Source organism: Thalassospira australica (assembly GCF_044790785.1).
Taxonomy (GTDB): Bacteria; Pseudomonadota; Alphaproteobacteria; order Rhodospirillales; family Thalassospiraceae; genus Thalassospira; species Thalassospira australica_A.
In genome coordinates this window covers 2,178,394-2,201,926 of record NZ_CP085258.1, presented here as the reverse complement: position 1 = coordinate 2,201,926, position 23,533 = coordinate 2,178,394, and the positions used below count along the sequence as shown (strand labels likewise).

The 23,533-nt window shown below is 55.0% G+C and carries 22 protein-coding genes; 16 read left to right on the top strand and 6 right to left on the bottom strand.

The features are described 5' to 3' along the window. Positions 1 to 30: 30 nt before the first annotated feature. Complete coding sequence (locus LG297_RS10565; RefSeq protein WP_404426861.1) at positions 31 to 603, bottom strand: anthranilate synthase component II; 573 nt, start codon at positions 601 to 603, stop codon at positions 31 to 33. A gap of 229 nt (positions 604 to 832) precedes the next feature. On the opposite strand from LG297_RS10565, the gene LG297_RS10560 reads away from it, so the two are divergent. Together LG297_RS10560 and LG297_RS10555 are read left to right on the top strand one after the other, a co-directional pair. Beyond that, positions 833 to 2,008: a divergent polysaccharide deacetylase family protein gene (locus LG297_RS10560; protein WP_404426860.1), complete on the top strand. Its 1,176-nt coding sequence runs from the start codon at positions 833 to 835 to the stop codon at positions 2,006 to 2,008. Continuing rightward, positions 2,008 to 2,481 carry a hypothetical protein gene (locus tag LG297_RS10555; protein ID WP_404426859.1) on the top strand — a complete coding sequence of 158 codons (474 nt, stop codon included), beginning with the start codon at positions 2,008 to 2,010 and terminating at the stop codon, positions 2,479 to 2,481. The genes LG297_RS10560 and LG297_RS10555 overlap by 1 nt, the downstream gene beginning before the upstream one ends. On the opposite strand, the gene trpE is transcribed toward LG297_RS10555, so the two are convergent. After that, on the bottom strand, positions 2,478 to 3,974 hold the full coding sequence (gene trpE, locus LG297_RS10550) for an anthranilate synthase component I (RefSeq protein ID WP_404426858.1): 1,497 nt from the start codon (positions 3,972 to 3,974) through the stop codon (positions 2,478 to 2,480). The two genes, LG297_RS10555 and trpE, sit on opposite strands and share 4 nt — an antisense overlap. Before the next feature lie 108 nt (positions 3,975 to 4,082). After that, positions 4,083 to 5,975 carry a SurA N-terminal domain-containing protein gene (locus LG297_RS10545; protein ID WP_404426857.1) on the bottom strand — a complete coding sequence of 631 codons (1,893 nt, stop codon included), beginning with the start codon at positions 5,973 to 5,975 and terminating at the stop codon, positions 4,083 to 4,085. A 327-nt stretch (positions 5,976 to 6,302) separates the two neighbouring features. Here LG297_RS10545 and tpiA point away from each other — a divergent pair, with 327 nt between their 5' ends. The 12 genes from tpiA to LG297_RS10485 all read left to right on the top strand — a co-directional run bounded on the left by tpiA (position 6,303) and on the right by LG297_RS10485 (position 19,697). Next, the gene (gene tpiA / locus LG297_RS10540; RefSeq protein WP_404426856.1) at positions 6,303 to 7,058 is read left to right on the top strand and encodes a triose-phosphate isomerase; all 756 of its coding nucleotides are present in this window, start codon (positions 6,303 to 6,305) and stop codon (positions 7,056 to 7,058) included. A gap of 99 nt (positions 7,059 to 7,157) precedes the next feature. Next, positions 7,158 to 7,493, top strand: coding sequence for a preprotein translocase subunit SecG (gene secG / locus LG297_RS10535; protein WP_404426855.1), 336 nt, complete (start codon positions 7,158 to 7,160; stop codon positions 7,491 to 7,493). Between the two features lie 124 nt (positions 7,494 to 7,617). Then, positions 7,618 to 9,246, top strand: coding sequence for a CTP synthase (locus LG297_RS10530; protein WP_404426854.1), 1,629 nt, complete (start codon positions 7,618 to 7,620; stop codon positions 9,244 to 9,246). A 28-nt stretch (positions 9,247 to 9,274) separates the two neighbouring features. Then, positions 9,275 to 10,132, top strand: coding sequence for a 3-deoxy-8-phosphooctulonate synthase (kdsA, locus tag LG297_RS10525; RefSeq protein ID WP_404426853.1), 858 nt, complete (start codon positions 9,275 to 9,277; stop codon positions 10,130 to 10,132). Positions 10,133 to 10,236: 104 nt separating this feature from the next. Then, entirely contained in the window at positions 10,237 to 11,508 is a 1,272-nt protein-coding gene (gene eno, locus LG297_RS10520) for a phosphopyruvate hydratase (protein ID WP_404426852.1), read from the top strand. A 288-nt stretch (positions 11,509 to 11,796) separates the two neighbouring features. Then, positions 11,797 to 12,147 carry a septum formation initiator family protein gene (locus LG297_RS10515; protein WP_404426851.1) on the top strand — a complete coding sequence of 117 codons (351 nt, stop codon included), beginning with the start codon at positions 11,797 to 11,799 and terminating at the stop codon, positions 12,145 to 12,147. A gap of 544 nt (positions 12,148 to 12,691) precedes the next feature. Then, positions 12,692 to 13,705 carry a pyruvate dehydrogenase (acetyl-transferring) E1 component subunit alpha gene (pdhA, locus tag LG297_RS10510; RefSeq protein WP_404426850.1) on the top strand — a complete coding sequence of 338 codons (1,014 nt, stop codon included), beginning with the start codon at positions 12,692 to 12,694 and terminating at the stop codon, positions 13,703 to 13,705. A gap of 53 nt (positions 13,706 to 13,758) precedes the next feature. Then, complete coding sequence (locus LG297_RS10505) at positions 13,759 to 15,201, top strand: pyruvate dehydrogenase complex E1 component subunit beta (protein WP_404426849.1); 1,443 nt, start codon at positions 13,759 to 13,761, stop codon at positions 15,199 to 15,201. 63 nt (positions 15,202 to 15,264) lie between these two features. Next, positions 15,265 to 16,584, top strand: a complete 1,320-nt coding sequence (locus tag LG297_RS10500; protein WP_404426848.1) for a pyruvate dehydrogenase complex dihydrolipoamide acetyltransferase — start codon at positions 15,265 to 15,267, stop codon at positions 16,582 to 16,584. A 95-nt stretch (positions 16,585 to 16,679) separates the two neighbouring features. Then, positions 16,680 to 18,077 carry a dihydrolipoyl dehydrogenase gene (gene lpdA, locus LG297_RS10495; RefSeq protein WP_404426847.1) on the top strand — a complete coding sequence of 466 codons (1,398 nt, stop codon included), beginning with the start codon at positions 16,680 to 16,682 and terminating at the stop codon, positions 18,075 to 18,077. A gap of 118 nt (positions 18,078 to 18,195) precedes the next feature. Continuing rightward, positions 18,196 to 19,191 (top strand): lipoyl synthase, encoded by a 996-nt coding sequence (lipA, locus tag LG297_RS10490; RefSeq protein ID WP_007089472.1) that lies wholly within the window; start codon positions 18,196 to 18,198, stop codon positions 19,189 to 19,191. Positions 19,192 to 19,238: 47 nt separating this feature from the next. Further along, entirely contained in the window at positions 19,239 to 19,697 is a 459-nt protein-coding gene (locus LG297_RS10485) for a type II toxin-antitoxin system RatA family toxin (protein WP_404426846.1), read from the top strand. Positions 19,698 to 19,745: 48 nt separating this feature from the next. Here the strand turns inward: LG297_RS10485 and LG297_RS10480 are convergent, their stop codons facing one another. Both LG297_RS10480 and LG297_RS10475 read right to left on the bottom strand, forming a co-directional pair. Next, positions 19,746 to 20,249: a CinA family protein gene (locus tag LG297_RS10480; protein WP_404426845.1), complete on the bottom strand. Its 504-nt coding sequence runs from the start codon at positions 20,247 to 20,249 to the stop codon at positions 19,746 to 19,748. Between the two features lie 6 nt (positions 20,250 to 20,255). Next, complete coding sequence (locus LG297_RS10475; protein WP_404426844.1) at positions 20,256 to 20,738, bottom strand: phosphatidylglycerophosphatase A; 483 nt, start codon at positions 20,736 to 20,738, stop codon at positions 20,256 to 20,258. A 223-nt stretch (positions 20,739 to 20,961) separates the two neighbouring features. On the opposite strand from LG297_RS10475, the gene LG297_RS10470 reads away from it, so the two are divergent. Both LG297_RS10470 and LG297_RS10465 read left to right on the top strand, forming a co-directional pair. Beyond that, complete coding sequence (locus tag LG297_RS10470; protein WP_404426843.1) at positions 20,962 to 22,293, top strand: peptidoglycan DD-metalloendopeptidase family protein; 1,332 nt, start codon at positions 20,962 to 20,964, stop codon at positions 22,291 to 22,293. Next, on the top strand, positions 22,253 to 22,708 hold the full coding sequence (locus tag LG297_RS10465) for a polymer-forming cytoskeletal protein (protein ID WP_404426842.1): 456 nt from the start codon (positions 22,253 to 22,255) through the stop codon (positions 22,706 to 22,708). Before LG297_RS10470 ends, LG297_RS10465 begins: the two co-directional genes overlap by 41 nt. Positions 22,709 to 22,833: 125 nt before the next feature. Here the strand turns inward: LG297_RS10465 and LG297_RS10460 are convergent, their stop codons facing one another. After that, a complete protein-coding gene (locus LG297_RS10460) occupies positions 22,834 to 23,532 on the bottom strand; it encodes a haloacid dehalogenase type II (protein ID WP_404426841.1) in 699 nt (232 codons plus the stop codon). Position 23,533 lies beyond the last annotated feature (1 nt).

The window sequence follows — 23,533 nt, the reverse complement described above, 5'->3', positions numbered from 1 at the left end:
GGTTTCCTCGGTTAGCGGTCCGGTGCGGTTTCATACGCCGGGGAAGTCTATAAAATTCTTCAAAAGGGCATGGCCGTGTTCGGAGGCGATGCTTTCGGGGTGGAACTGCACACCATGAATTTGATGCTGTTTGTGACGCAGCCCCATGATCAGACCATCCCCGTTTTCCGCCGTGATTTCAAGACAATCGGGCAGGGTTGCGCGATCAACAACCAATGAATGGTAACGTGTTGCCTCGAACGGGCTTGGCAGGGTGTTAAACACGCTTTTGCCGTCATGGGTCATCGCATCGGTTTTGCCATGCATGCATTCGGGCGCGCGCACGACATTGCCGCCAAAGGCCTGGCCGATGGCCTGATGACCAAGGCAGACGCCAAGCAATTTGACCTTGCCCGCAGACGCCCTGATCAGATCAAGACAGATACCGGCACGATCCGGGTCACACGGACCGGGCGAGATCACGATGCCTTCGGGCTTTAAAGCCATCGCGTCATCAACCGAGATTTCATCATTGCGGCGCACTTCGACCTCGGGGCCGAGTTCGCGCAGATAGTGCCACAAATTGAATGTGAAGCTGTCGTAATTATCGATGAGGAGATACATCGTGGCGCCGGGCTGTGAATATAAGATCGGGCAGAGAATAAACGGCATTGCCGCTACGTCAAGCGATTGCAAAAACCATTTTCCTGCCGTTGTTTCCGGCCTTTGTTTGCGGCTTTAACAGGGTGCTAACCTGATCGGGTTTAAAAGCTTCCAAACACAAGCCGGGATAATCGGTATATAATCACCATATGGGTATCACGACCCAGCAAACGAGACTGGAGACCAGAGCGTGGCACGCCGGGCACAACCCGCCAAAAAGAAAAAAGCGGCACCGCGAAAAACAGGCCGTGGCAAGGCTGCACCGAAAAAGAAATCGGGCGGTATCGGTCGTTTGATGCTGGGCGGTGCGATTGTTGCGGGCACCATTTCGGCATTCATTGCCGCGGGCAGTCTGCTTGAGCTTGACCGGGCATCGCGTGATCTGGGCGAACGGGCGGTAAATTCCAAACCCGATTATACGCCGCAACCGGACCCGGTGCCCGAAAGCCGCAATTATGATTTCAGCGAAAGCAACGGCAATCGCGACCGGACCGGATATATGGTCGGCGAACGGAAACCCGGCGAGAATACCGCCCCCGTGATCGAGCCGGAAAAAACACCGGCAACGCGATCCCCTGATTCTTTAGTGCCGCCGAGTACGGGGAATATAGAGGGTGGCGAATATAATGACGGGCCGCCGCCGTGGCAGAAATTCGCTGCCCTTACCCCGGAAACCGGAACGGCACCGGTGATTGCGATTGTGATTGATGATGCGGGCCTTGATCAGCCGCGCACGGCGCGCACGATAGAGCTGCCCGGGCCGGTGACGATTTCCTATTTGCCCTATGCGCGCGACCTTCAGCGGCAGGTGCGGGATGCTCGGGCGCGCGGTCATGAAGTGATGCTTCACATGCCGATGGAACCGTCATCGGCGACGGTTGATCCCGGTCCGCATGCCTTGCGCACGGGATTTGACCGCGACAAGATATTGGGCGAGATGACCTGGATGCTTGACCGGTTTGACGGTTATGTCGGGGTGAACAACCATATGGGCAGCAAGTTTACATCCGACCCGGAACGCATGCAGGTGGTGATGGAGGTCATGAAATCACGCGGGCTTCTGTTCCTTGATTCCAAAACCAGTGCCAAGTCGGTCGGATTTTCGATGGCACGCCAATATGATGTGCCAGCCCTTGAGCGTGATGTGTTTATCGATGATGCCGATGATGCGGCCAAGATTGCTGCGATGCTGGCACGAACCGAAAAGGTTGCGACCAATCAGGGATTTGCGATTGCGATTGGCCATCCGCGTGACTTGACGCTGGAAGCCCTGCATAAATGGATTCCGGCCATTCAGGCCAAGGGATTTGTTCTGGTACCGGTGACCGATATCCTGCGGCGAACAAGTCCAAGTGCGACAGGTTGATGCGAGACCCTCGATCCGAAGAAACAGATTTTCATATCCAGCGGCAGGTCATTCTTGGTCTGTTGATGCTGCTGAGCGTGTTTATCGCAGGTTTTATTGGATATGAAGGATTGCCTTATGCGCTGACACGCATTGATCGCGCAGACACCACTGGCACAGTCATAAAGTATGAAAAGAACAATGGAAACTCGACCATTTGGTATCGTTTTACAGATGCTGATGACGTGCCACACGAGAGGTATGTGAGTTTACCAGCTGGTGCCAAGTTTAGCACATCTGTCGGCGCATCTGTTGATGTGGCTTATTTTCCTCTTGTGCCGAGCTATTCGGACATAACTAATCTTTTCCAATACCGGAACGCGTCATCGACCATTGCCACATATGCAATTGCAGCGACCGGAGTGTTTGCACTGCTGTTTTGTGCTGCACATTGGCGTTACCGCAAACACCGGAAACGGATGAGGCGTTATTAAGAAAACCGATGGGCTTCGCGGGCGGCGGCCATGAGCGCGCCTGCCTTGTTCTGGCATTCCTTATGTTCGAGTTCCGGTTTGCTGTCGACGACGATCCCGGCGCCTGCCTGAATGTGGATCTGTTCGTCCTTGATGACGGCGGTCCGAAGCGCGATGCAGGTATCCATTGATCCGTCGGCGGAGATATAGCCGATACAACCGGCATAAATGCCGCGCCGGACCGATTCCAGTTCATCAATGATTTCCATGGCGCGGACCTTTGGCGCGCCCGATACCGTTCCGGCAGGGAAACCGGCCTTGAGCGCGTCCATCGCATCATACTTTTCGTCGATCTGACCGACGACGTTCGAGACGATATGCATGACATGGGAATAGTATTCGATCTGTTCGCGGTCGGTGACGCGCACCGTACCGGGCTTGGACACACGGCCGACATCATTGCGCCCAAGGTCAAGCAGCATCAGATGTTCGGAGCGTTCCTTGGGATCATCGAGCAGGTCCTGTGCCATTACTTTATCGTCTTCGGGCGTGTGGCCGCGCCGACGTGTGCCGGCAATCGGGCGAATGGTGACTTCGCCGTCGCGCAGACGCACAAGGATTTCCGGGCTGGCGCCGACCACCTGAAACCCGCCGATATCAAGATAGAACATGAATGGTGACGGATTGATCCGGCGAAGGGCGCGGTAAAAGGCGAAAGGCGGCAATTGATAGGGCAGCGTGTAGCGTTGCGACAGCACGACCTGAAAGATATCGCCTGCACGGATATATTCCTTGGCCTGATCGACCATCTTGTGGAAACCGGCCTCGTCGACGCTAACCTTCGGGTCGGGCAGGGTATCGGGGGCGGATTTGGACCGGCGATCAAGGAACAGGTTGCGCTGGAACTGCTGCACGACATCATTGAGGCGCGCACAGGCCAGATCATAGGCCGCATCGGCGTCTATTCCGCTTTCGGGGCGGACCGGGGTTACGACGGTGACGGTATCGGCGATGGTATCGAAGCTTGCTGTCACCGTCGGGCGGATAAAGATGCCGTCAGGGACGCCGAGTTCATCCGGGTTGCTGTCGGGCAGCTTTTCCATCAGGCGCACGGTGTCATAGCCCATATAGCCGACAAGACCGGCACTCATGGGCGGCAGATTGTCGGGCAGGGCGATGTGGCTTTCTGCGATCAGCTTTTTGAGGCTTTCAAGCGGTGCATCCGGTTCGGCTTCGAACGCATCAGCATCGGCAAGGGCGCGGCGGTTCAGTTCGGCCTTCTGGCCAAAGCAGCGCCAGATCAGATCGGGGCGCAGGCCAAGGAATGAATAGCGTCCGCGAACGGCACCGCCTTCGACAGATTCAAGCAGATAGGTGTTTGGCATGCCTTCGGCGATCTTGAGAAATGCCGAGACGGGCGTATCCAGATCGGCGGTTAGCGAGGTCCAGAGAACCTGTGAAATGCCGTTATTGTAGTTCTGTTTGAAACTGTTGAAATCCGGTTTGATTTCCATGGTCTGTCCGATGTGGGTTGGGCCGATTGGATTTGGGCGATACGAGGCAGGGCGGATCTTAACGAAAAAGGGCGGCCCGATGAAAGGCCGCCCCATTCCGGATCGGGATCAGTTGGTCGCGTTCTGCGGATAAAGACCGTTGATCACGCTGTTATTGACGCTGATCGAAATCTCGTCCTGCAGATAATCAAGATATTGTGCAAGAATGTCCTCGTTCAGGGCCTGTTTCAGTTCGGTCACAACCGGATCGGCATCGCCTTCGGCAATTGTGGCGGCCCTGATCTGGTCAAGTTTCAGAACCAGAACATGTTCGTCGGACTGAATTGCCTTCGCCTTGCCTTCATCAAGGGTGAAGAGGGCGGCGGCAACCGCCGGGCTGACATCGCTTCCAAGACCTTCACCGGTACGCTTGGTCAGACCGCTTTCTTGCAGTTCGGCATTGTCGCTGGTGGCGAGTGTTGCGATATCGGCATTCTGGTCATTGATCGATGCAGCTAGCTGATCGGCTTTTTCAAGCATCAGACGATTGCGTTCATCGGTCTTCCATGCAGTAACGACGTCTTCACGAACTTCTTCGAACGGACGCAGCGCCGACGGCGTTACTTCATCAACACGTGCAACGTAACGAACACCGGTCGAGGTTTCTTCGAGGAAGCTTTCCTCGCCCTTGTCGAGTTCAAAAATCTTGGCGTTGATTTCGCTGCTGTCAGTGATTTCAGCATCAAGGCCTTCGCCGCTGATAACATTGTTCAGCTTGTAGGTTTTTGCGCCAACAGCATTGGCCGCTTCTTCAAGCGGGGTGCCGGCACCCAGTTCGTCGTCAAGTCTGGCAGCAAGGTCATAGATCGCGTCTTCTGCCTTGAATTGCTTGACACCTTCTTCGACCTGGCCGCGAACCTGGTCAAGGCTTTCTGTGCGTTCGGGTGTGACGCTCGGCACGCGAATGATGTGCCAGCCAAGGGCGGTTTCAACCGGTTCGGAAAACGCGCCTTCCTCAAGGCCGAAGGTCGCATCGCGCAGATCGGGCAGGATGTTGTCGGCGGTGAATTCGCCAAGCTTCACAATCGACGGGTCCATCCCTGCTTCTTCGGTTGCAACCGTCATGAAATCGGCACCACCCTGAAGGGTCTTATAGGCTTCCTGTGCGCTTTCCTTGTCATTCGGGGCAAACAGAATCTGTTCGACAACACGTTTTTCCGGGGTCTGGAATTCCGGCAGGCGATGGTTGTATGCCTCGACGATTTCGTCCTCGGTCACATCCATGTTTGCCGCCAGATCGGCCGCGCTCAGCGTGACCAGGGTCACATTACGGCTTTCAGGGGCGGTGAATTGCGGTGCGTTGTCTTCGTGATATTTGCGAAGCGTCGCATCATCCGGGGTTTCGATATTATCGAATTCCGATGCGTTCAGCGCAAAGAAGCTGCCGCTGCGCTGTTCATTGCGATAGGCGGCAATCTGCTGCGCCATGACACCTGGTGCGTTAACCGCACCGGCGAGGCTTCCGACAACCTGCTGGCCCATCATGTCACCACGGACACCGTCGATGAATTCCGGTTCGGTATATCCGCTGGAATACAGCGCCTGAAGGAAACGTTCGCGGTCAAACTGGCCGGTGGTTTCGTTCTGGAAGCCCGGTGATGCAAAGATCGTGTCGCGGACTTTTTCATTGCTGATGCCAATCCCCATTTCCTGTGCGTTTTCACGCAGGATTTTCTGGGAAACCAGGCTTTGAACCGTGTTGTTCAAAAGGCCCATCTGAATGGCTTGCTGACGGTCGAAATTGGGACCGAAAACGCTGCGCATATTCTGGATGCTGCGCTGGAAGGCGCGATCCAGTTCGGAGGGACTGATGTTTTGGCTGCCGATTTCAGCAACCTGTCGCGATGTTCCAAGATCGAGCATCGAGGCGTTCAGGCCCCATCCGACGAAGCTGATTGCAATCACGCCGAGGATGATCTTGGCAAAGATTGATTTCGAAAAAGAGCGAATGCCAGCAAGCATATGATAAGCCTAACAATTCGTGGTTTGGTGCCGATAGCATTGCATCGGCAGCGTTTCTTTTGTCAGCTTTGGGGGTATGAAACCCCGCCGCAATTGCCGCGCATCTTAATGGCGAGAGGTAAGGGCGGCAACAGCCGATTGCATTGACCGTGTCCGAAGTTCGGTTGACAGTGTTTTCCAGGGCTTGGCCGGGGCAAAGTCGCGTGCTAAAACCCGCGTTAAGTCGTGTTTGTAACAATACGTGTCGGATCGGTTCCCGCATGGCTTTCACTTGGGCCATGCCATATGCCGATCCACAACCCGTCGCAGCAAGAGGTAGATATACATATGTCACAGCGCCGTCCCCTGATCGCCGGAAACTGGAAAATGAATTGCCTGCGCACCGACGGACTTGCACTTGCGCGCGGATTGTCTGATCGCGCCAAAGCCAAGGGCGATCTGGCATGCGATATTCTGGTCTGTCCGCCGGCAACGCTGATTTCGGATGTGGCTGGCGTTACCAACGGCAGTGCTGTCAGGGTGGGCGGGCAGGATTGCCATGTAGCGGTTTCGGGTGCGCATACCGGCGATATTGCTGCCCCGATGCTGGCCGATATCGGGGCGACCCATGTTCTTGTCGGGCATTCCGAACGCCGTGCCGATCACGGGGAAAGTTCAACCGTTATTCGCCAGAAGACAATGGCGGCACATGAAGCTGGTCTGATTGCTGTTGTCTGTGTTGGGGAGACGGAACAGGAACGCGACCTTGGCGCGACGCTGGCCGTGGTCAATGGCCAGATTGCGGTATCGGTCCCCGATGATGCGACGCCGGAAAATACCGTCATCGCCTATGAACCGGTCTGGGCGATTGGTACGGGACGCACGGCAAGCGTTGATGAAGTTGCCGAAGTCCATGCTGCAATTCGTGCAGAGCTGACGGCACGATTTGATGATGGTGACAAGTTCAGAATTCTGTATGGTGGTTCGGTCAAGCCGTCCAACGCGGCGGAATTGCTGTCTGTGCCCGATGTTGACGGTGCGCTGGTTGGCGGGGCGAGCCTCAAGGTTGACGATTTTTGGCAAATTATTGAAAGTTGCGCCTAGCCAACTGTCATAAAACACGTTAAATACGCATCAAATTTTTGCCCGATCCGGCCATAATAATGTTCGGATCGGAAGTTTTAGGACAAGAGTTTCGAGACCATGCAAACTGTCATTCTGGTAATTCACCTTCTTCTTGCGCTTGGCATGATTGCCGTCATTCTCGTACAGCGCAGCGAGGGCGGTGGGCTTGGTATCGGCGGAAGCGGCGGCGGTGGCGGCGGCAGTAATTTCGGCGTCATGAGCTCGCGCAGCGCAGCAAACCTTCTGACACGTACGACCGCGATTCTTGCCGGGGCTTTCATGATTACGAGCCTTGCGCTGGCATTGTTGTCCAACACCCATACCCAGCCGACATCCATACTGGACCAGGCACCGGCCCCGGCAGCTGAACAACAGCCCGCCGAGGACACCGGACCGGCGGCTCCGACCCGCTAAAAAACAAACCGACGACCAGAGGCGGCAAAATTGCCGCCTCAATTTTTGATTGTTGTATTCCCCGGTTCGTGATGCACTGAGCGGCATCGAACTGCGGCGTTTTGCTTTGAGATGAGGCAAAGACATGACCCGTTATATCTTTATCACCGGTGGCGTTGTTTCTTCGTTGGGCAAGGGCCTGGCGTCTGCTGCTTTGGGGGCCTCGCTTCAGGCGCGCGGATTTACGGTCCGCCTGCGCAAGCTTGATCCGTATATCAACGTCGATCCGGGCACCATGAGCCCGTATCAGCATGGTGAATGCTATGTGACCGAAGACGGGGCAGAGACCGACCTTGATCTTGGTCACTATGAGCGTTTCACCGGTGTTTCGTCGCGCCGTTCGGACAATGTGACCACCGGCCGCATCTATTCCAACGTCATTGCGCGCGAACGTCGCGGTGATTATCTGGGCGGGACCGTCCAGGTCATTCCGCACATCACCGACGCGATCAAGGAATTCGTCCAGTCCGATGCGACCGAGGATTTTGTCCTGGTCGAGATCGGCGGTACGGTTGGTGATATCGAAAGCCTGCCGTTCCTTGAGGCGATCCGCCAGATGGGCAACGAGCTTGGCGATGGCCGCACGCTGTTCATGCATCTGACACTGGTGCCCTATATTTCGTCGGCGGGCGAGCTTAAAACCAAACCGACCCAGCATTCCGTCAAGGAACTGCAAAGCGTTGGTATCCAGCCTGATATCCTGCTGTGCCGTTGTGACCGTGAAATTCCGGTCAATGAGCGCCGCAAGATCGCGCGTTTCTGTAATGTGCGCGAAGCCGCCGTTATTCCGGCCTATGACGTCGACAATATCTATCAGGTGCCGATCAGCTATCACCAGTATGGTCTTGATAACGAAGTGCTTCATCACTTTGGCCTGCAGGCACAGGACCCGGATCTGGGGCCGTGGGAAGAAATCTGCAACATCATCCGTAACCCGGAAGGTGAGGTCACCATCGGGATCGTTGGCAAATACATTCAGCTGCCCGATGCCTATAAGTCGCTGACCGAAGCACTGACCCATGGCGGCATCGCCAACAAGGTCCGTGTCAAGCTGGAATGGATTGCGTCTGACGCGCTTGAAAAAGAAGGCGATGTTAGCGAAATCCTGTCCAAACTGGATGCGATCCTGGTGCCGGGCGGATTTGGCGAGCGTGGCACAGAGGGCAAGATTGCCGCTGCGCGCTATGCCCGTGAAAACAAGGTGCCGTATTTCGGCATCTGTTTTGGCATGCAGATGGCGGTTCTTGAGGCAGCACGGAATCTTGCGGGCCTTAAGGATGCATCATCATCGGAATTCGGTCCGACGAAAACCCCGCTTGTGGGGCTGATGACCGAATGGGCCAAAGACGGCGGTTCTGTCGAGCGTCGTTCGGATGACGATGACCTTGGCGGCACCATGCGCCTTGGCAATTACGAATGCAAACTGGTGGACGGTTCGCGTGCGCGCGACATCTACGGCAGTGAGACCGTTCTTGAACGCCATCGCCATCGTTATGAAGTTAACGTAAACTTCATGGGGCAGCTTGAGGAAAAAGGGCTTAAATTCTCGGGCCTGTCGCCGGATGGACGTCTGCCGGAAATCGTCGAATACCCGAATCACCCGTGGTTCATCGGGGTTCAGTTCCACCCGGAACTGCGTTCGCGTCCGCTTGATCCGCATCCGCTGTTTGTGTCCTATATCAAGGCCGCCAAAGAGCGCAGCCGTCTGGTTTGATCAAACAGCCTGAATGAAAGACTTCGAAATGACGGAAATCAAAACTGTCAAAGTCGGTAATATCGAATTCGCCAATGACAGGCCCTTTGCGCTTCTGGCGGGGCCGTGTGCAATTGAAAGCCGTCAGCACGCACTGGAAATGTCCGCAGCCCTTAAGGAACTTTCCGAGGGGATGGGGATCGGGCTTGTTTATAAAAGCTCGTTTGACAAGGCGAACCGCACCAGCAGCACATCCAAGCGTGGGGTTGGTCTGGTCGAAGGTCTCGACATTCTGGCCGAGGTCAAGGAAAAGACCGGTCTTCCGATTGTGACCGACATTCACCTGCCAGATCAGTGTGCAGCGGTTGCGGAAGTTGCCGATATTCTGCAAATTCCGGCGTTCCTGTGCCGTCAGGCCGATCTTCTGCAGGCGGCGGGTAAAACCGGGCGCGCGGTTAATGTCAAAAAGGGCCAGTTCCTCGCACCTTGGGACATGGCGAATGTTGCGAACAACATTGCGTCAACCGGCAATGAAAACATCATGCTTTGTGATCGCGGGACCAGCTTTGGCTATAATACGCTGGTAACCGATTTCCGTGGACTTCCCACCATGGCCCGTCAGGGCTATCCGGTCGTATTCGATGCGACCCATTCTGTTCAGCAACCGGGTGGGCAGGGGACAACGTCGGGCGGTCAGCGCGAATTTGCGCCGGTGTTGGCGCGTGCGGCTGTATCTGTCGGCATTGCCGCCCTGTTTATCGAAACCCACGATAACCCGGATGCGGCCATCAGCGATGGCCCGAACCAGATTCCGTTGAACAAGCTTCCCGAAGTTCTGTCGGTTCTGATGGAACTGGACAAGGTGGCAAAAGCCAATCCGGTTCGTCTGGATATGTTCAAGGATTGATATGCAGGTGCCGCCATCAGAGATGATGGCGGCATTTCTTTTATGCTGTAACCAAAGTACCCCGCAGGGGTGCAGATAATCTCAGTGAGGAGAATGTTTCCGTCATGACCGCTATTATCGATATCCGCGGCCGCGAAATCCTCGATAGCCGTGGCAACCCGACTGTCGAAGTTGATGTAACCCTGGAAAGTGGCGCCTTTGGTCGTGCAGCCGTTCCGTCGGGTGCGTCTACAGGTGCGCATGAAGCCGTCGAGCTGCGTGACAAGGAAGACCGTTATCTTGGCAAGGGCGTGACCAAAGCGGTTGCTGCCGTTAATGGCGAGATTTTTGAAGCACTGGCCGGTATGGATGCCGAAGACCAGGTCGAGGTCGATGGCGTCATGATCGATCTTGACGGGACGCCGAACAAGAGCCGTCTTGGTGCGAACGCCATTCTGGGTGTTTCGCTGGCGGTTGCAAAGGCTGCTGCCGAAGAAGCGGGCCTTCCGCTTTATCGTTATGTTGGTGGTGCTTTTGCCCGTACCCTGCCGGTGCCGATGATGAACATCATCAATGGCGGCGAACATGCCGACAATGCCATCGATGTTCAGGAATTCATGGTGATGCCGGTTTCGGCCGAAACCGGATCGGATGCGATCCGCATGGGTGCGGAAATCTTCCATAACCTGAAAAAGGCGCTTTCGGCCGACGGTCTGAGCACGTCTGTTGGTGATGAGGGTGGTTTTGCCCCGAATATCGGGTCGAGCGAAGAAGCTATCAGCTACATCATGAAATCGATCGAGGCGGCCGGTTATCGCCCGGAAGAAGACGTTGTTCTTGCCCTTGATGCGGCATCGACCGAGTTTTACAAAGGCGGAAAATACGTTCTGGCTGGCGAGAACAAGACTCTTGATGCGGACGGTATGGTCAAATACTGGGCCGATCTGGTCAGCAAGTATCCGATCTTCTCGATCGAAGACGGCATGTCTGAAGATGACTGGGACGGCTGGGCAGCCTTGACGTCGGAAATCGGCAAAAAGGTTCAGCTGGTCGGGGACGATCTGTTCGTGACCAATCCGGAACGCCTTGCCGATGGTATCAAGAAGGGCGTTGCCAACTCGATCCTCGTGAAGGTCAATCAGATCGGTTCGCTGACCGAGACGCTGGAAGCCGTTGAAATGGCGCACCGTGCCGGTTATACCGCCGTCATGTCGCACCGTTCGGGCGAAACCGAAGATTCGACCATTGCCGACCTTGCTGTTGCAACCAATTGTGGGCAGATCAAAACAGGTTCGCTGTCGCGTTCTGATCGTCTGGCGAAATATAACCAGCTGATCCGCATCGAAGAGATGCTGGGCACTGGTGCCTATTATCCGGGGCGTTCGATCCTGAAATAGGGTCTGCCAACCGGACTGGGTTTAAAAAAGCCGTCCCGCAATCGCGGGGCGGTTTTTGTTGTTCAGGATCAGCTAATTGAACGTAACCGGCGGCTAATAGCACCGCTGTTTTAAGCTTATTTTTACTCTGTTGTGATTAGCTATGACTGTATTCTTGCGAGAGTTTCGGTCGTTGCGATATTTATACCTTTGACTTCAAAGGGAAATAACGCACGCAGTTTTTCCATTCCGGTTTCGGAATGGTGTATTTTTTGTTGTTCGTCTCGTATCTGCAAGGGGCAGGGGTAAATGTCGTCCACATCACCGGTTATTCGCCGACTAGGTCAGGCAATTGCCCCGGTAATCGCATTTACCATCATGGTTTATTTCATCTTCCACAGCGTGGAAGGGAACCGTGGTCTTCTGGCTTACTGGTCAATGCAGGATCGCGTCACCGAAATCGCCAAAGTCCGTGATGAAATCACCGATAAGCGAAAACATCTCGAACAGCGGGTGATTGCGATGCGTCCCAATCATCTTGATCCCGATCTGCTCGATGAGCGTGCGCGTGCGATGCTGAATGCAGCCCACCCCGACGATCTGATTATCTTCCATCACAATGGTTATCCGGTGGATGATGCGCTTGCGGCCAATCAATAGTTTGGCCGGGCTGGATTGCATTTAGAATCCGGCGCAACTTTTATCGGATGATGAAGTGACGGCAGGGACCGCTATGCCTGTTTCGGGCCGATATTCTGCCCGCAATCCGCCCGAAAGCTTCCCTCCGGAATTTTACAATGTTTGTTACGGCGTTGTTTCAACTGCCTTTTGGTTGATTGTTACCTTTTGGTAGCTTCCGGTCAGAGCAACACAACCTGCTGTGTCTTCTGGCGGTTGCGAAATAAACGTGTTGGATCTGTGATATTCTTTTCAGGAAAGCATAGCATTTGTGACCTGATGGAATGAACCGGCATGAATCCGGTTCCTCAAGTCACTGGAAATGCTGAAATTATGGATATATACAAAAAATCACGAATTAACCATTATCAGGTTTATTTGTGATTGTGCGTTGCAAAACAACACTTTAAGGGTGGTTAGATTGCTTGCCTCGGCACGTGGTTTTAGGTAGTCATTTCGGTGGTCCAGTACCGAATTAAGCACTCATACATGATGCTTAAGCGATAGCCATCCACCGGGAGGAAACATGGCGACCACACCGAAACGCAAACGCGGCACGACGCGCGCCGACAATCAGGCGAGCAGTGACGATCTCCTCAAATATTACCGTGAAATGCTGCTGATCCGCCGCTTTGAAGAAAAAGCCGGTCAGCTTTATGGCATGGGTCTTATTGGTGGCTTCTGCCATCTTTATATCGGGCAGGAAGCTGTCGTTGTCGGCATGCAGGCTGCTGTTACCGGCGATGACGGTGTGATTACCAGTTACCGCGACCACGGCCATATGCTGGCCTGTGGCATGGACCCTGCGGGTGTCATGGCAGAACTGACCGGCCGTGAGGGCGGTTATTCGCGCGGCAAGGGCGGCTCGATGCACATGTTCTCCAAGGAAAAGAATTTCTATGGCGGACACGGCATTGTCGGCGGACAGGTTCCGCTGGGTACCGGTATTGCCTTCAATTACAAATATCGCGGTCAGGATCGTGTTTGCCTGACCTATCTTGGTGACGGTGCCGTCAACCAGGGGCAGGTATATGAATCATTCAACATGGCAGCCCTCTGGAAGCTTCCGGTGATCTATTGCATCGAGAACAACCAGTATGCCATGGGAACCTCGGCACAGCGCCATTCGGCCAGCCCTGACCTTTACCAGCGTGGTTCTGCCTATGGCATTCCCGGTGAACAGGTCGATGGTATGGACGTTCTGGCGGTCAAGGAAGCCGGTGAACGTGCCGTTGCACATTGCCGCGAAGGCAAGGGGCCCTATATCCTTGAACTCAAGACCTATCGCTATCGCGGGCATTCCATGTCCGACCCGGCGAAATATCGTACCAAGGACGAGCTCGACAAAATGCGTAAAGAGCACGACCCGATCGATATGGTCAAAAAGCTGCTGATCGATGGCAATATCATCGACGAGGCTGGCTTGAAAGACATCGACAAAGATGTGAAAGCGGAAGTCGCCAAAGCGGCCGAGTTTGCGCAAAACAGCCCGGAACCGGATGTTTCCGAACTGTTCACAGATATTCTGATCGACGCGTGATCGCGAAATCCGCGAACCGCTTTTGACCGATATTTCCCGGGAGAGAGGGAACAATGCCGATTGAAGTTTTGATGCCGGCCCTGTCGCCGACCATGACAGAAGGCACTCTTGCCAAATGGACCGTCAAGGAAGGCGACACTGTCGCGTCCGGTGACGTGATCGCAGAAATTGAAACCGACAAGGCCACGATGGAAGTCGAGGCCGTTGACGAAGGAACCATCGGCAAGATCGTTATTGCCGAAGGAACCGAAAACGTCGCGGTGAATGCTGTTATCGCCTATATCCTCGAAGAAGACGAGGATGCTTCGGCCCTTGACAATGTTTCGGCATCTTCGGCACCGAAAGCCGACGGCGCACCGGCCGAAGCCAAGGAAACCAAGGAAGAAGAAAAGGCCACCGCCAGTTCATCGAACGCGGCACCGGTTGCCGCCAGCGGTGCGATTGAACGGGCCGAACAGGACCCGCGTGCCATGAGCGTCATGAACGCGACCCAGGACGAGAAAACCTATACGTCGTTCAAAACCCAGACCGTTCGTGAAGCCCTGCGCGATGCGATGGCCGAAGAAATGCGGGCAGATGAAAACGTCTATGTCATGGGCGAGGAAGTCGCGCAGTATCAGGGGGCTTATAAAGTCACTCAGGGCCTGCTTGACGAATTCGGTGACAAGCGTGTTGTAGATACCCCGATCACCGAACATGGCTTTACCGGCCTTGCGACCGGTTCGGCCTTCATGGGGCTTAAGCCGGTTCTTGAGTTCATGACCTTTAACTTCGCCATGCAGGCGATAGACCAGATCATCAACTCTGCCGCGAAAACCCTGTATATGTCCGGTGGTCAGCTTGGTTGCCCGATCGTGTTCCGTGGCCCGAACGGTGCTGCGTCGCGCGTGGGGGCTCAGCACTCGCAGTGCTATGCATCCTGGTATGCCCATTGCCCGGGTCTTAAAGTGATCGCACCGTGGTCGGCGGCCGATGCCAAAGGCCTGCTTAAGGCCGCTATTCGCGATCCGAACCCGATTGTCTTCCTTGAAAACGAAATCATGTACGGGCAGAGCTTCGAAGTGCCTGATGATGAAGATTTCGTTCTTCCGATTGGTCAGGCGAAGATCGAGCGCGAAGGGACGGATGTTACCATCGTTGCGTTTTCAATCATGGTCGGCAAGGCGCTGAAAGCGGCCGAACAGCTGGCAGAGCAGGGCATTTCGGCCGAGGTCATCAACCTTCGGACCATTCGTCCGCTGGATGTGAACACCATTGTTCGCTCGGTCATGAAAACCAATCGTATCGTCACCTGTGAAGAAGGCTGGCACTTTGCCGGTATCGGTGCCGAGATCGCGTCGGTCATCATGGAACATGCGTTTGATTACCTTGATGCGCCGGTTGCACGCGTTACCGGTGAAGATGTTCCGATGCCATATGCTGCCAACCTCGAAGTGCTTGCACTTCCGCAGGAGCAACACATCGTCGATGCGGCCAAGGCCGTTTGCTATCGCTAAGTAAAACGGACAGGGGCAGGGCGCGGCAAACCCGCGCCGCCCCGTTACCGGGAGATTGCGTTCATGCCTGTTAAAATATTGATGCCGGCCCTGTCGCCGACCATGACCGAAGGCACCTTGGCGAAATGGCTTGTCAAGGAAGGCGACACCGTTGAATCGGGTGACGTCATTGCCGAAATCGAAACTGACAAAGCCACGATGGAAGTCGAAGCCGTCGACGAAGGCAAAATCGGTAAAATCCTTGTTTCCGAAGGCAGCGAAGGCGTTGCCGTGAACGAGGTTATCGCGCTTCTTCTTGAAGAAGGCGAAGATGCCAGCGCCCTTGATGGGGCGGATACGTCTTCGGCGTCTGTTGGCGGCGGCGATGCCGCTCCGGCAGCAGAAGAACCGAAACAGGAAGCGTCGAAGTCCGAAGCGACCCCGGCAAAAGGTCAGGCACCTGCCGCACCGGTTTCCGGCGGTGATCGGGTCAAGGCCAGTCCGCTTGCGCGGCGTATTGCCGCGAACGAAGGCGTTGATCTTGGCAAGGTAGAGGGCTCTGGCCCTCGCGGTCGCGTTGTCAAACGCGATGTTGAGGCTGCGATGTCGTCCAAGCCGGCGGATAAGGCTGCTGTTTCGGCACCTGCTGCCGACAAACCGGCCGCAGCCCCGCAGGCACCGGCGGCGTCTGGCTGGAACCCGGATCTGACCGGTTTGCCGGAATACGAAGAAATCCCGAACAGCTCGATGCGCAAGGTTATTGCCCGTCGTCTGACCCAGTCCAAACAGCAGGTTCCGCATTTCTACCTGACGGTCGATTGCGAGATCGACAATCTGCTTGCTACCCGCAAGCAGCTTAACGAGAAGGCTGGCGAGGGGGTGAAGGTATCGGTCAATGATTTCGTCATTCGTGCCGCATCCATTGCGCTTAAACGCGTACCGGCAGCCAATGCGGTCTGGACCGATGCGGCCATCCTGCAGTGCAAGCAGCAGGATATTTCGGTGGCTGTTGCCATCGAGGGCGGCCTGATCACCCCGGTCATCCGCAATGCGGGTGGCAAGGGGCTTGCCGAAATCTCGACCGAGATGAAGGCACTGGCTGGCAAGGCACGCGAAGGCAAGCTGAAACCGGAAGAATTCCAGGGCGGGACTTTCTCTGTCTCCAACCTTGGCATGTTTGGCATCAAGGAATTCTCTGCCATCATCAACCCGCCGCAGGGCTGCATTCTGGCCGTTGGTGCCGGTGAACAGCGCGCAGTCGTCAAGGACGGTGCACTGGCAATCGCCACTGTCATGAGCTGCACGCTGTCGGTTGACCATCGTGTGGTCGATGGTGCGGTCGGTGCTGAATTCATGGCTGAATTCAAAAAGCTGATCGAAGATCCGCTGAGCATGTTGCTCTGAGGTTCGGAAATTGCGCGGGGACTTTAAATAGTCCCCGCAAGCATTTGAATTTCAAGACCTGTGACCGGTAACGGGCAGGCGAAGGAGATCTTACGATGGCGGATAACAATTTCGACGTAATCGTGATTGGCGCAGGCCCCGGTGGCTATGTCACGGCCATTCGCGCGGCACAACTTGGCTTGAAAACCGCAGTTGTCGAACGCGAACATCTTGGCGGTATCTGCCTGAACTGGGGCTGTATCCCGACCAAGGCACTGCTGCGTTCGGCAGAAGTCTATCGCAACATGCAGCATGCCAAATCATTCGGCCTGTCGTGCGAAAAACCGTCCTTTGATATTGATGCCGTGATCAAGCGGTCGCGTGACGTTTCCAAGCAGCTTACCGGTGGTGTCGGACATCTTCTGAAAAAGAACAAGGTTACCGTGATCAACGGCGAAGCCAAATTCGACGGTCCGAAAAAAATCACTGTCGAAGGCAAGGATGCCGGGACCTATACCGCGAAGAATTACATCATTGCGACTGGCGCGCGGGCGCGTTCCCTGCCGGGCCTTGAGGCCGATGGCAAGGTGGTCTGGGACTATAAAAAGGCGATGACGCCCGACAAGATGCCCAAAAGCCTGGTGGTTGTCGGCTCGGGCGCGATTGGTATCGAATTTGCCAGCTTCTATCACACCATGGGTGCGGATGTGACGGTGGTTGAAATCATGTCGCAGATCATGCCGGTCGAAGACAAGGAAGTTGCCGCCCTTGCGCAGAAGATGATGACCAAGGACGGGATGAAAATCCTGACCGAAGCCAAGGTTGCGAACCTTAAGCGCAATGCCGACAATGTTGTTGTCACGATTGAAACCAAGGACGGCAAGAAACAGGAGCTCACCGTTGATCGCGTAATTTCCGCGGTTGGTGTGATCGGCAATACCGAAAATCTTGGTCTTGAAACCACCAAGGTAAAGGTTGATCGCAACGTGATCGGTACGGATGACTATTCGGCAACCGCAGAGCCGGGAATCTATGCCATTGGTGACGTTGCAGGCCCGCCGATGCTGGCGCACAAGGCAGAGCATGAAGGTGTGATCTGTGTTGAAAAGATTGCCGGTGTCAAAGGCGTTCATCCGCTTGATCCGCGCAAAATTCCGGGTTGCACATACTGCCATCCGCAGGTGGCGAGTGTCGGCCTGACCGAAGCCAAGGCCAAGGAAGCGGGTTACGACGTCAAGGTCGGCAAATTCCCGTTCATCGGCAATGGCAAGGCGGTTGCATTGGGCGAGGCCGAAGGCCTGGTCAAGACCGTGTTTGATGCCAAGACCGGTGAATTGCTTGGCGCACATCTGGTTGGCACCGAAGTGACCGAGCTTATTCAGGGCTTTGTTATTGCCATGGGTCTTGAAACGACCGAGGAAGACCTGATGCATACGGTGTTCCCGCATCCGACCCTGTCGGAAATGATGCATGAGTCGGTCCTTGACGCCTATGGGCGTGCGATCCACTTCTAGAATATTGCGTCGTACCGGGCGAACATGCCCGGTATGACCGTTTTGGACGATTGTCGGTTTGACAAATGCGTGACGTGGCGGCACATTGCCGCCCGTCCAATCCTTCGGAGGTAACTCTATGTCGACGGCGCGCAACGAAGCCCAAGCACTTCGTCACCCGGAAAAGCAGAAACGCCCGGATCGTCCATCCGGACGCAAGCCGGAATGGATTCGCGTCAAGGCGCCAACCTCGAAGGGGTATCAGGAAACGCGCGAACTTGCGCGCGGACTGAATTTGCATACCGTTTGCGAAGAAGCGGCGTGCCCGAACATTGGCGAATGCTGGCAGAAAAAACATGCATCCTTCATGATCATGGGGGATACCTGCACGCGTGCCTGTTCGTTCTGTAACGTCAAAACCGGGATGCCTGGTGCTCTTGATCCGTTCGAGCCGGAAAACCTTGCTATGGCGGTTGCCGACATGGCGCTTAAGCACGTCGTGATCACCTCGGTCGACCGGGATGATCTGGCCGATGGCGGGGCCGCTCATTTTGCCCGCGTGATCGAAGCGATCCGTCATAAATCACCGGAAACCACGATTGAGATTCTGACACCCGATTTTCGTGACAAGCCCGGTGCGGTTGAAATCGTCGCCCGTGCGCGACCGGACGTTTTCAACCATAACCTTGAAACCGTTCCGAGGCTTTATACCTCGATCCGTCCGGGGGCGCGTTATTACCAGTCGCTGCGCATTCTTGATCGTGTCAAACAGATTGATCCGACGATCTTTACGAAATCCGGCCTGATGGTTGGTTTTGGTGAAGAACGTCACGAACTGGCACAGGTCATGGACGATCTACGCGTTGCCGATGTCGATTTTCTGACAATTGGCCAGTATTTGCAGCCGACGCTTAAGCACGAACCGGTCAACCGCTTTGTGACGCCTGACGAGTTCAAGGATTACGCGTCGATGGCGCGCGGCAAGGGCTTCCTGATGGTGTCGGCAACGCCGCTGACGCGGTCAAGCTATCACGCGGACCGTGATTTTGAGGAACTGCGCAAGGCACGCGAAAGAAAGCTTGCGGCTGCAGATGAAGCCAAAGCCAGAATGCAGGCAACGACAGCGGCACAGTAAGTGCGCCGCATTTCAAACCGATAGACGCGACGACAAAGGAGATCAGGGTGCCGACGCATGCGGAGCGCAGGAAACTGCCCTATACGCCGGAACAGCTGTTTGACCTTGTCGCAGATATTGATTCCTATTCGGACTTTCTTCCGTGGTGTGTGGCGTCACGTGTACGCAAGCGCGATGGCAATGTTTTGCATGCCGATCTGGTGATCGGCTTCAAAATGTTTCGCGAGAAATACACATCCAAGGTCACCTTGCAGCGCCCCGACCGGGTCGATGTGGAATATCTGCAGGGACCGTTTAAATACCTGAACAATCACTGGGTTTTCGAGCCGGCGGATGATGGTGGAACGTGGCTCGATTTCTTTGTCGATTTCGAATTCCGTTCAGGCTTGCTGCAAAAAATGATCGGTGTTGTGTTTAACGAGGCGGTCAAACTGATGGTCGGCGCATTTGAAACGCGTGCCCATCAGGTTTATGGCGCGCCGGATACGCAGACGATTGATCAATAGCTGGTAATAGCTGGTTTGAGCCGATCAGATGAACTGGGGAGCCGTCTCCTAACGTGGCATCCCGGCCATTTCGGATAACATATCAAAGGCTTCCAGAATGGTTGCCTTTCGCACTTCATGCCGGTCACCGGGATAGACCCGGCGACGGTGCAGGGCAGGCCGCCCGTTTCCCGCACAGGCAAGATGGACAAGGCCGACCGGCTTTTCTTCCGATCCGCCGCCCGGTCCGGCAATGCCGGTAACCGCGACAGTCATTGTTGCCAGGGGGGCATGTGCCAGCGCTCCCTTTGCCATTGCAATGGCGACCGGTTCAGATACAGCGCCATGCTGGTCCAGAAGTTCCTTTGCGACGCCGATCAGGCCGTGCTTCGCCTCGTTCGAATAAGTAACGAAACCGCAATCCACGACCGACGAGCTACCATCAACGGCGGTTAGGCCCCCTGCGATCAGGCCGCCGGTGCAGGATTCTGCCGTCGCGATCATTTCGCCTTTTGCCCTGCACAGGGTAATCAGCTTTGCGGCGGCGCCAAGGATATCGGGTTCTATTTGCATGAGGGATCAAACTCCTGCGAAGTAGCGAATGCCGATTAAAATGACCATGCCAAAGATGCCGGCAAGGATGTCATCGAGCATGATGCCGAAACCGCCGCCGATCCGGCGGTCAATCCAGCGGATCGGCCAGGGTTTCAGGATATCGAAAATCCGGAAGATGACAAACGCTGCCGCGAGCCAGCCAAGATCAGCAAGGCCGTTGCCCAGCGGAACAACAAGAATGCAAAGCCATTGTCCCGCGACCTCGTCGATGACAATTTCACCCGGATCGTGAACGCCGATCATCTTGCTGTATTTCTGGGCAATTGGAATGCCAATCAGAAAAACGGCGAGGATACCAATCGCAAGAGCATAATACCCCAGCAGAACGGCAATTGCCCACCCGACCGGAACAGCGGCAAGCGACCCCATTGTGCCGGGGGCCTTGGTGGTGCGTCCGCTATAAAACCAGGTGGCGGCGCAGGTCAGCATGAATTGGGATAAACGCATCTTTTAAACGCTATTGATTTTGCAATGAGATCATTGAGTAACATACTGAAGTTCAATGGAGATGAAATTTTTGACGTTAAGGGTGTGTTAACGTGCTTGCCTGTCTTCGCCCGAACAGGTAGCGTAACAGGAAGTGATATTCAGCGGGGTCTGAAAAAACTGGTTGTGCATCGGTCCTTGACCGTCAGCACAATTGCGGAAAAATAGGGGTAAAACACTGAATATGTCGGCGTTCGAACGCGGCCGTCGCTTGGTGGAAAACTGGTTTCCGGATCGGCAGATACTTGTCCGTTCCAACGATTCCGTTTCCCAGCTGCGCCTCGGTAAATACGCTCAGTTGACACTGGCATTGATCGGGATCGTTGCGATTACCTGGTCGGTCGGGGTTACCGGTTATTCCTGGTATCTCGACCAGCGGTTGGCTATGCGCGAAGAACAGCTGTTTCGCAGTGAATTGTCCTATAATCAGTTGATCGCCCGGGTGACCGAAAGTCAGCGGCGTTTTGGCGAGATTACCTCACAGATGGAAGATACCCATCGTAACCTTCTGTCGATGGCGGAAAAGAACCTGATGCTTCAGGCACGGGTTCAGGATTACACCTCGAAACTGGCTGTCAGCGAGAAGGAAAAGGTCCGTATATCATCGTTGCGGACGTCGATGGACAACCAGATGAATGCGCTGCAAACTCAGATCGACGGTATCACAAACCGCAATCTTGCCTTGCGCGACGAGCTGGAAACGGTCGAAACCGTTATGTCGCGGGTCATGCGTGAACGCGATCAGGCGATGCAGCGTTCGAAAATGCTGCAGTCGGAACTTGGCGAAGCGCGCCAACGGATCGCGGATTTGCATACCATTCAGAAACAGACGATGCAGCGTGTCGCGGAAACCGCAGACAATACGATCATGGAACTCGAATCTGTTCTGGAAATGACCGGCCTTGCAGTGGATGAGGTTATTACGCCACCCATGAAGCCGCAGGCATTTGGCGGCGGGGTTGGCGGTCCGTTCGTGGCATTCGAGCCCGAACATCCCGAGGACGAGCAGTTTGTGAATGTCGCACTTGCCGTTGGTGACCGAATGGACCACTTGGCAAGCCTGCATGACAGGATCAAAAGAACCCCGTTGGGGGAGCCAGCGGAATCCTATTACCTTTCCAGTTCGTATGGAAAGCGCAAGGATCCGATCAATGGTAAATGGGCTTTTCATTCCGGCGTCGATCTTGCCGGGCCCATGAAGACACCGATCTATGCGACAGCCCCCGGAAATGTGGTTTTCGCGGGGTGGAGTGGCAAATACGGGAAGATGGTCGAGATTGACCATGGTGATGGCCTTCGAACCCGTTTTGGACATCTATACAAGGTCCTCGTCAAGAAGGGCGACGAAGTGAATTTAAAGAGCAAAATCGCATTGATGGGTAGTACCGGCCGAAGTACCGGAAGCCACGTGCACTATGAAGTTTTGGTTCACGATAAGCAGGTAGACCCCATCAAGTTCATTGAGGCGGGACATTATGTTTTCAAAAACGAGCAAGTCACAGCAGGGAACGAGTAGTTCCCACAATTCGGCCACCGAGAAAAAAGGCGGCCTTTCGGTTATCAATTCCGACCTTCGGGTCACCGGCGATCTGATTTCTGAATCAGATGTTCAGGTCGACGGTTTCGTGAATGGCGACATCCGCACGCGCAATCTGACAATTGGCCAACACGGCGAAGTGCGCGGCGAGATTGTTGCCGAAAAGGTTCGTATCTGCGGTTCTGTCACCGGTCAGGTTCGCGCCCGTGATGTTTCACTTGCAGAAACGGCCCGTATGCTGGGCGACATTCTTCATGAAAGCCTGTCGATCGAACCGGGTGCCCATATCGAGGGGCACTGCCGCCGGATCGAGGGGGCTGTTGAAGAGGGTGGGCTTACCGTCATTCAGGCAGGCCAGATCGTTGCTTCGAACGTGAAAAAAGAAAACAAATAAGTTCTCTTTATCGGTGTTTTATCCCCGATGAGGTGCACAGACATTAAAACCCGGAAAAGCGATCCATGCTTTTCCGGGTTTTCCTTATTGCTTTTATGTGCCGACAATTCTGCCGGGTTTTCGTTCTATGCCTTTTCCGGCTCCGCAACGAGGGGCAGCAATTCGTCGAGCCCCTTGAGAACCACGTCGGCGGTGTGAGACAGCCGTTCCATCGGTTGCTGTGTCCGGTTGATCCAGGCAGTGCGGAATCCGAAATGCCCGGCCCCGGCGATGTCCCATCCGTTTGATGACTGGAATGATATTTCTGCAGGGGGCAGTTCCAGCTGATCTGCTGCCAACTGATAGACATGCGGATGCGGTTTATAGGTTTTAAGGTCATCGACACAGATGATCTGGTCGAAAAGGGTTAGAATGCCTGATGATTTTGCCGCTGAAATCAGCATATGCTTGGCGCCGTTTGACAGGATGGCAAGCTTGTGCCCCCGGGATTTCAGGCTTTTGAGGGTTTCAACCACCTCGGGGAACGTGTCGAGTGACAGGTAGGTTTCCATCAGTTTCGCACGCAGGGCAGGATCCTTTTTGCCAATCGCAGCCATGGCATAATCAAGAGCGTCGCCCGTGACACTCCAGAAATCTGTAAAATCACCCATCAGACTGCGCAGCCAGGTGTATTCAAGCTGCTTTTGACGCCATAATGTTGAAAGCCGTTCGGCTTCATCGCCGATCGAGCCTTTGAACCGGTCGACCGCCGAGCCAACATCGAACAGGGTGCCGTAGGCATCAAAGACGAATGCGCGGCAGGAGGTAAGTGGATTTTCTGACATT

Bases quoted from the DNA above. Each gene is read 5' to 3' on its own strand.
- LG297_RS10565 (WP_404426861.1), bottom strand. From the start codon at position 603: ATGTATCTCCTCATCGATAATTACGACAGCTTCACATTCAATTTGTGG.
- LG297_RS10555 (WP_404426859.1), top strand. From the start codon at position 2,008: ATGCGAGACCCTCGATCCGAAGAAACAGATTTTCATATCCAGCGGCAG.
- trpE (WP_404426858.1), bottom strand. From the start codon at position 3,974: ATGGAAATCAAACCGGATTTCAACAGTTTCAAACAGAACTACAATAAC.
- LG297_RS10545 (WP_404426857.1), bottom strand. From the start codon at position 5,975: ATGCTTGCTGGCATTCGCTCTTTTTCGAAATCAATCTTTGCCAAGATC.
- tpiA (WP_404426856.1), top strand. From the start codon at position 6,303: ATGTCACAGCGCCGTCCCCTGATCGCCGGAAACTGGAAAATGAATTGC.
- secG (WP_404426855.1), top strand. From the start codon at position 7,158: ATGCAAACTGTCATTCTGGTAATTCACCTTCTTCTTGCGCTTGGCATG.
- LG297_RS10530 (WP_404426854.1), top strand. From the start codon at position 7,618: ATGACCCGTTATATCTTTATCACCGGTGGCGTTGTTTCTTCGTTGGGC.
- kdsA (WP_404426853.1), top strand. From the start codon at position 9,275: ATGACGGAAATCAAAACTGTCAAAGTCGGTAATATCGAATTCGCCAAT.
- eno (WP_404426852.1), top strand. From the start codon at position 10,237: ATGACCGCTATTATCGATATCCGCGGCCGCGAAATCCTCGATAGCCGT.
- LG297_RS10515 (WP_404426851.1), top strand. From the start codon at position 11,797: ATGTCGTCCACATCACCGGTTATTCGCCGACTAGGTCAGGCAATTGCC.
- pdhA (WP_404426850.1), top strand. From the start codon at position 12,692: ATGGCGACCACACCGAAACGCAAACGCGGCACGACGCGCGCCGACAAT.
- LG297_RS10505 (WP_404426849.1), top strand. From the start codon at position 13,759: ATGCCGATTGAAGTTTTGATGCCGGCCCTGTCGCCGACCATGACAGAA.
- LG297_RS10500 (WP_404426848.1), top strand. From the start codon at position 15,265: ATGCCTGTTAAAATATTGATGCCGGCCCTGTCGCCGACCATGACCGAA.
- lpdA (WP_404426847.1), top strand. From the start codon at position 16,680: ATGGCGGATAACAATTTCGACGTAATCGTGATTGGCGCAGGCCCCGGT.
- lipA (WP_007089472.1), top strand. From the start codon at position 18,196: ATGTCGACGGCGCGCAACGAAGCCCAAGCACTTCGTCACCCGGAAAAG.
- LG297_RS10480 (WP_404426845.1), bottom strand. From the start codon at position 20,249: ATGCAAATAGAACCCGATATCCTTGGCGCCGCCGCAAAGCTGATTACC.
- LG297_RS10475 (WP_404426844.1), bottom strand. From the start codon at position 20,738: ATGCGTTTATCCCAATTCATGCTGACCTGCGCCGCCACCTGGTTTTAT.
- LG297_RS10470 (WP_404426843.1), top strand. From the start codon at position 20,962: ATGTCGGCGTTCGAACGCGGCCGTCGCTTGGTGGAAAACTGGTTTCCG.
- LG297_RS10465 (WP_404426842.1), top strand. From the start codon at position 22,253: ATGTTTTCAAAAACGAGCAAGTCACAGCAGGGAACGAGTAGTTCCCAC.
- LG297_RS10460 (WP_404426841.1), bottom strand. From the start codon at position 23,532: ATGTCAGAAAATCCACTTACCTCCTGCCGCGCATTCGTCTTTGATGCC.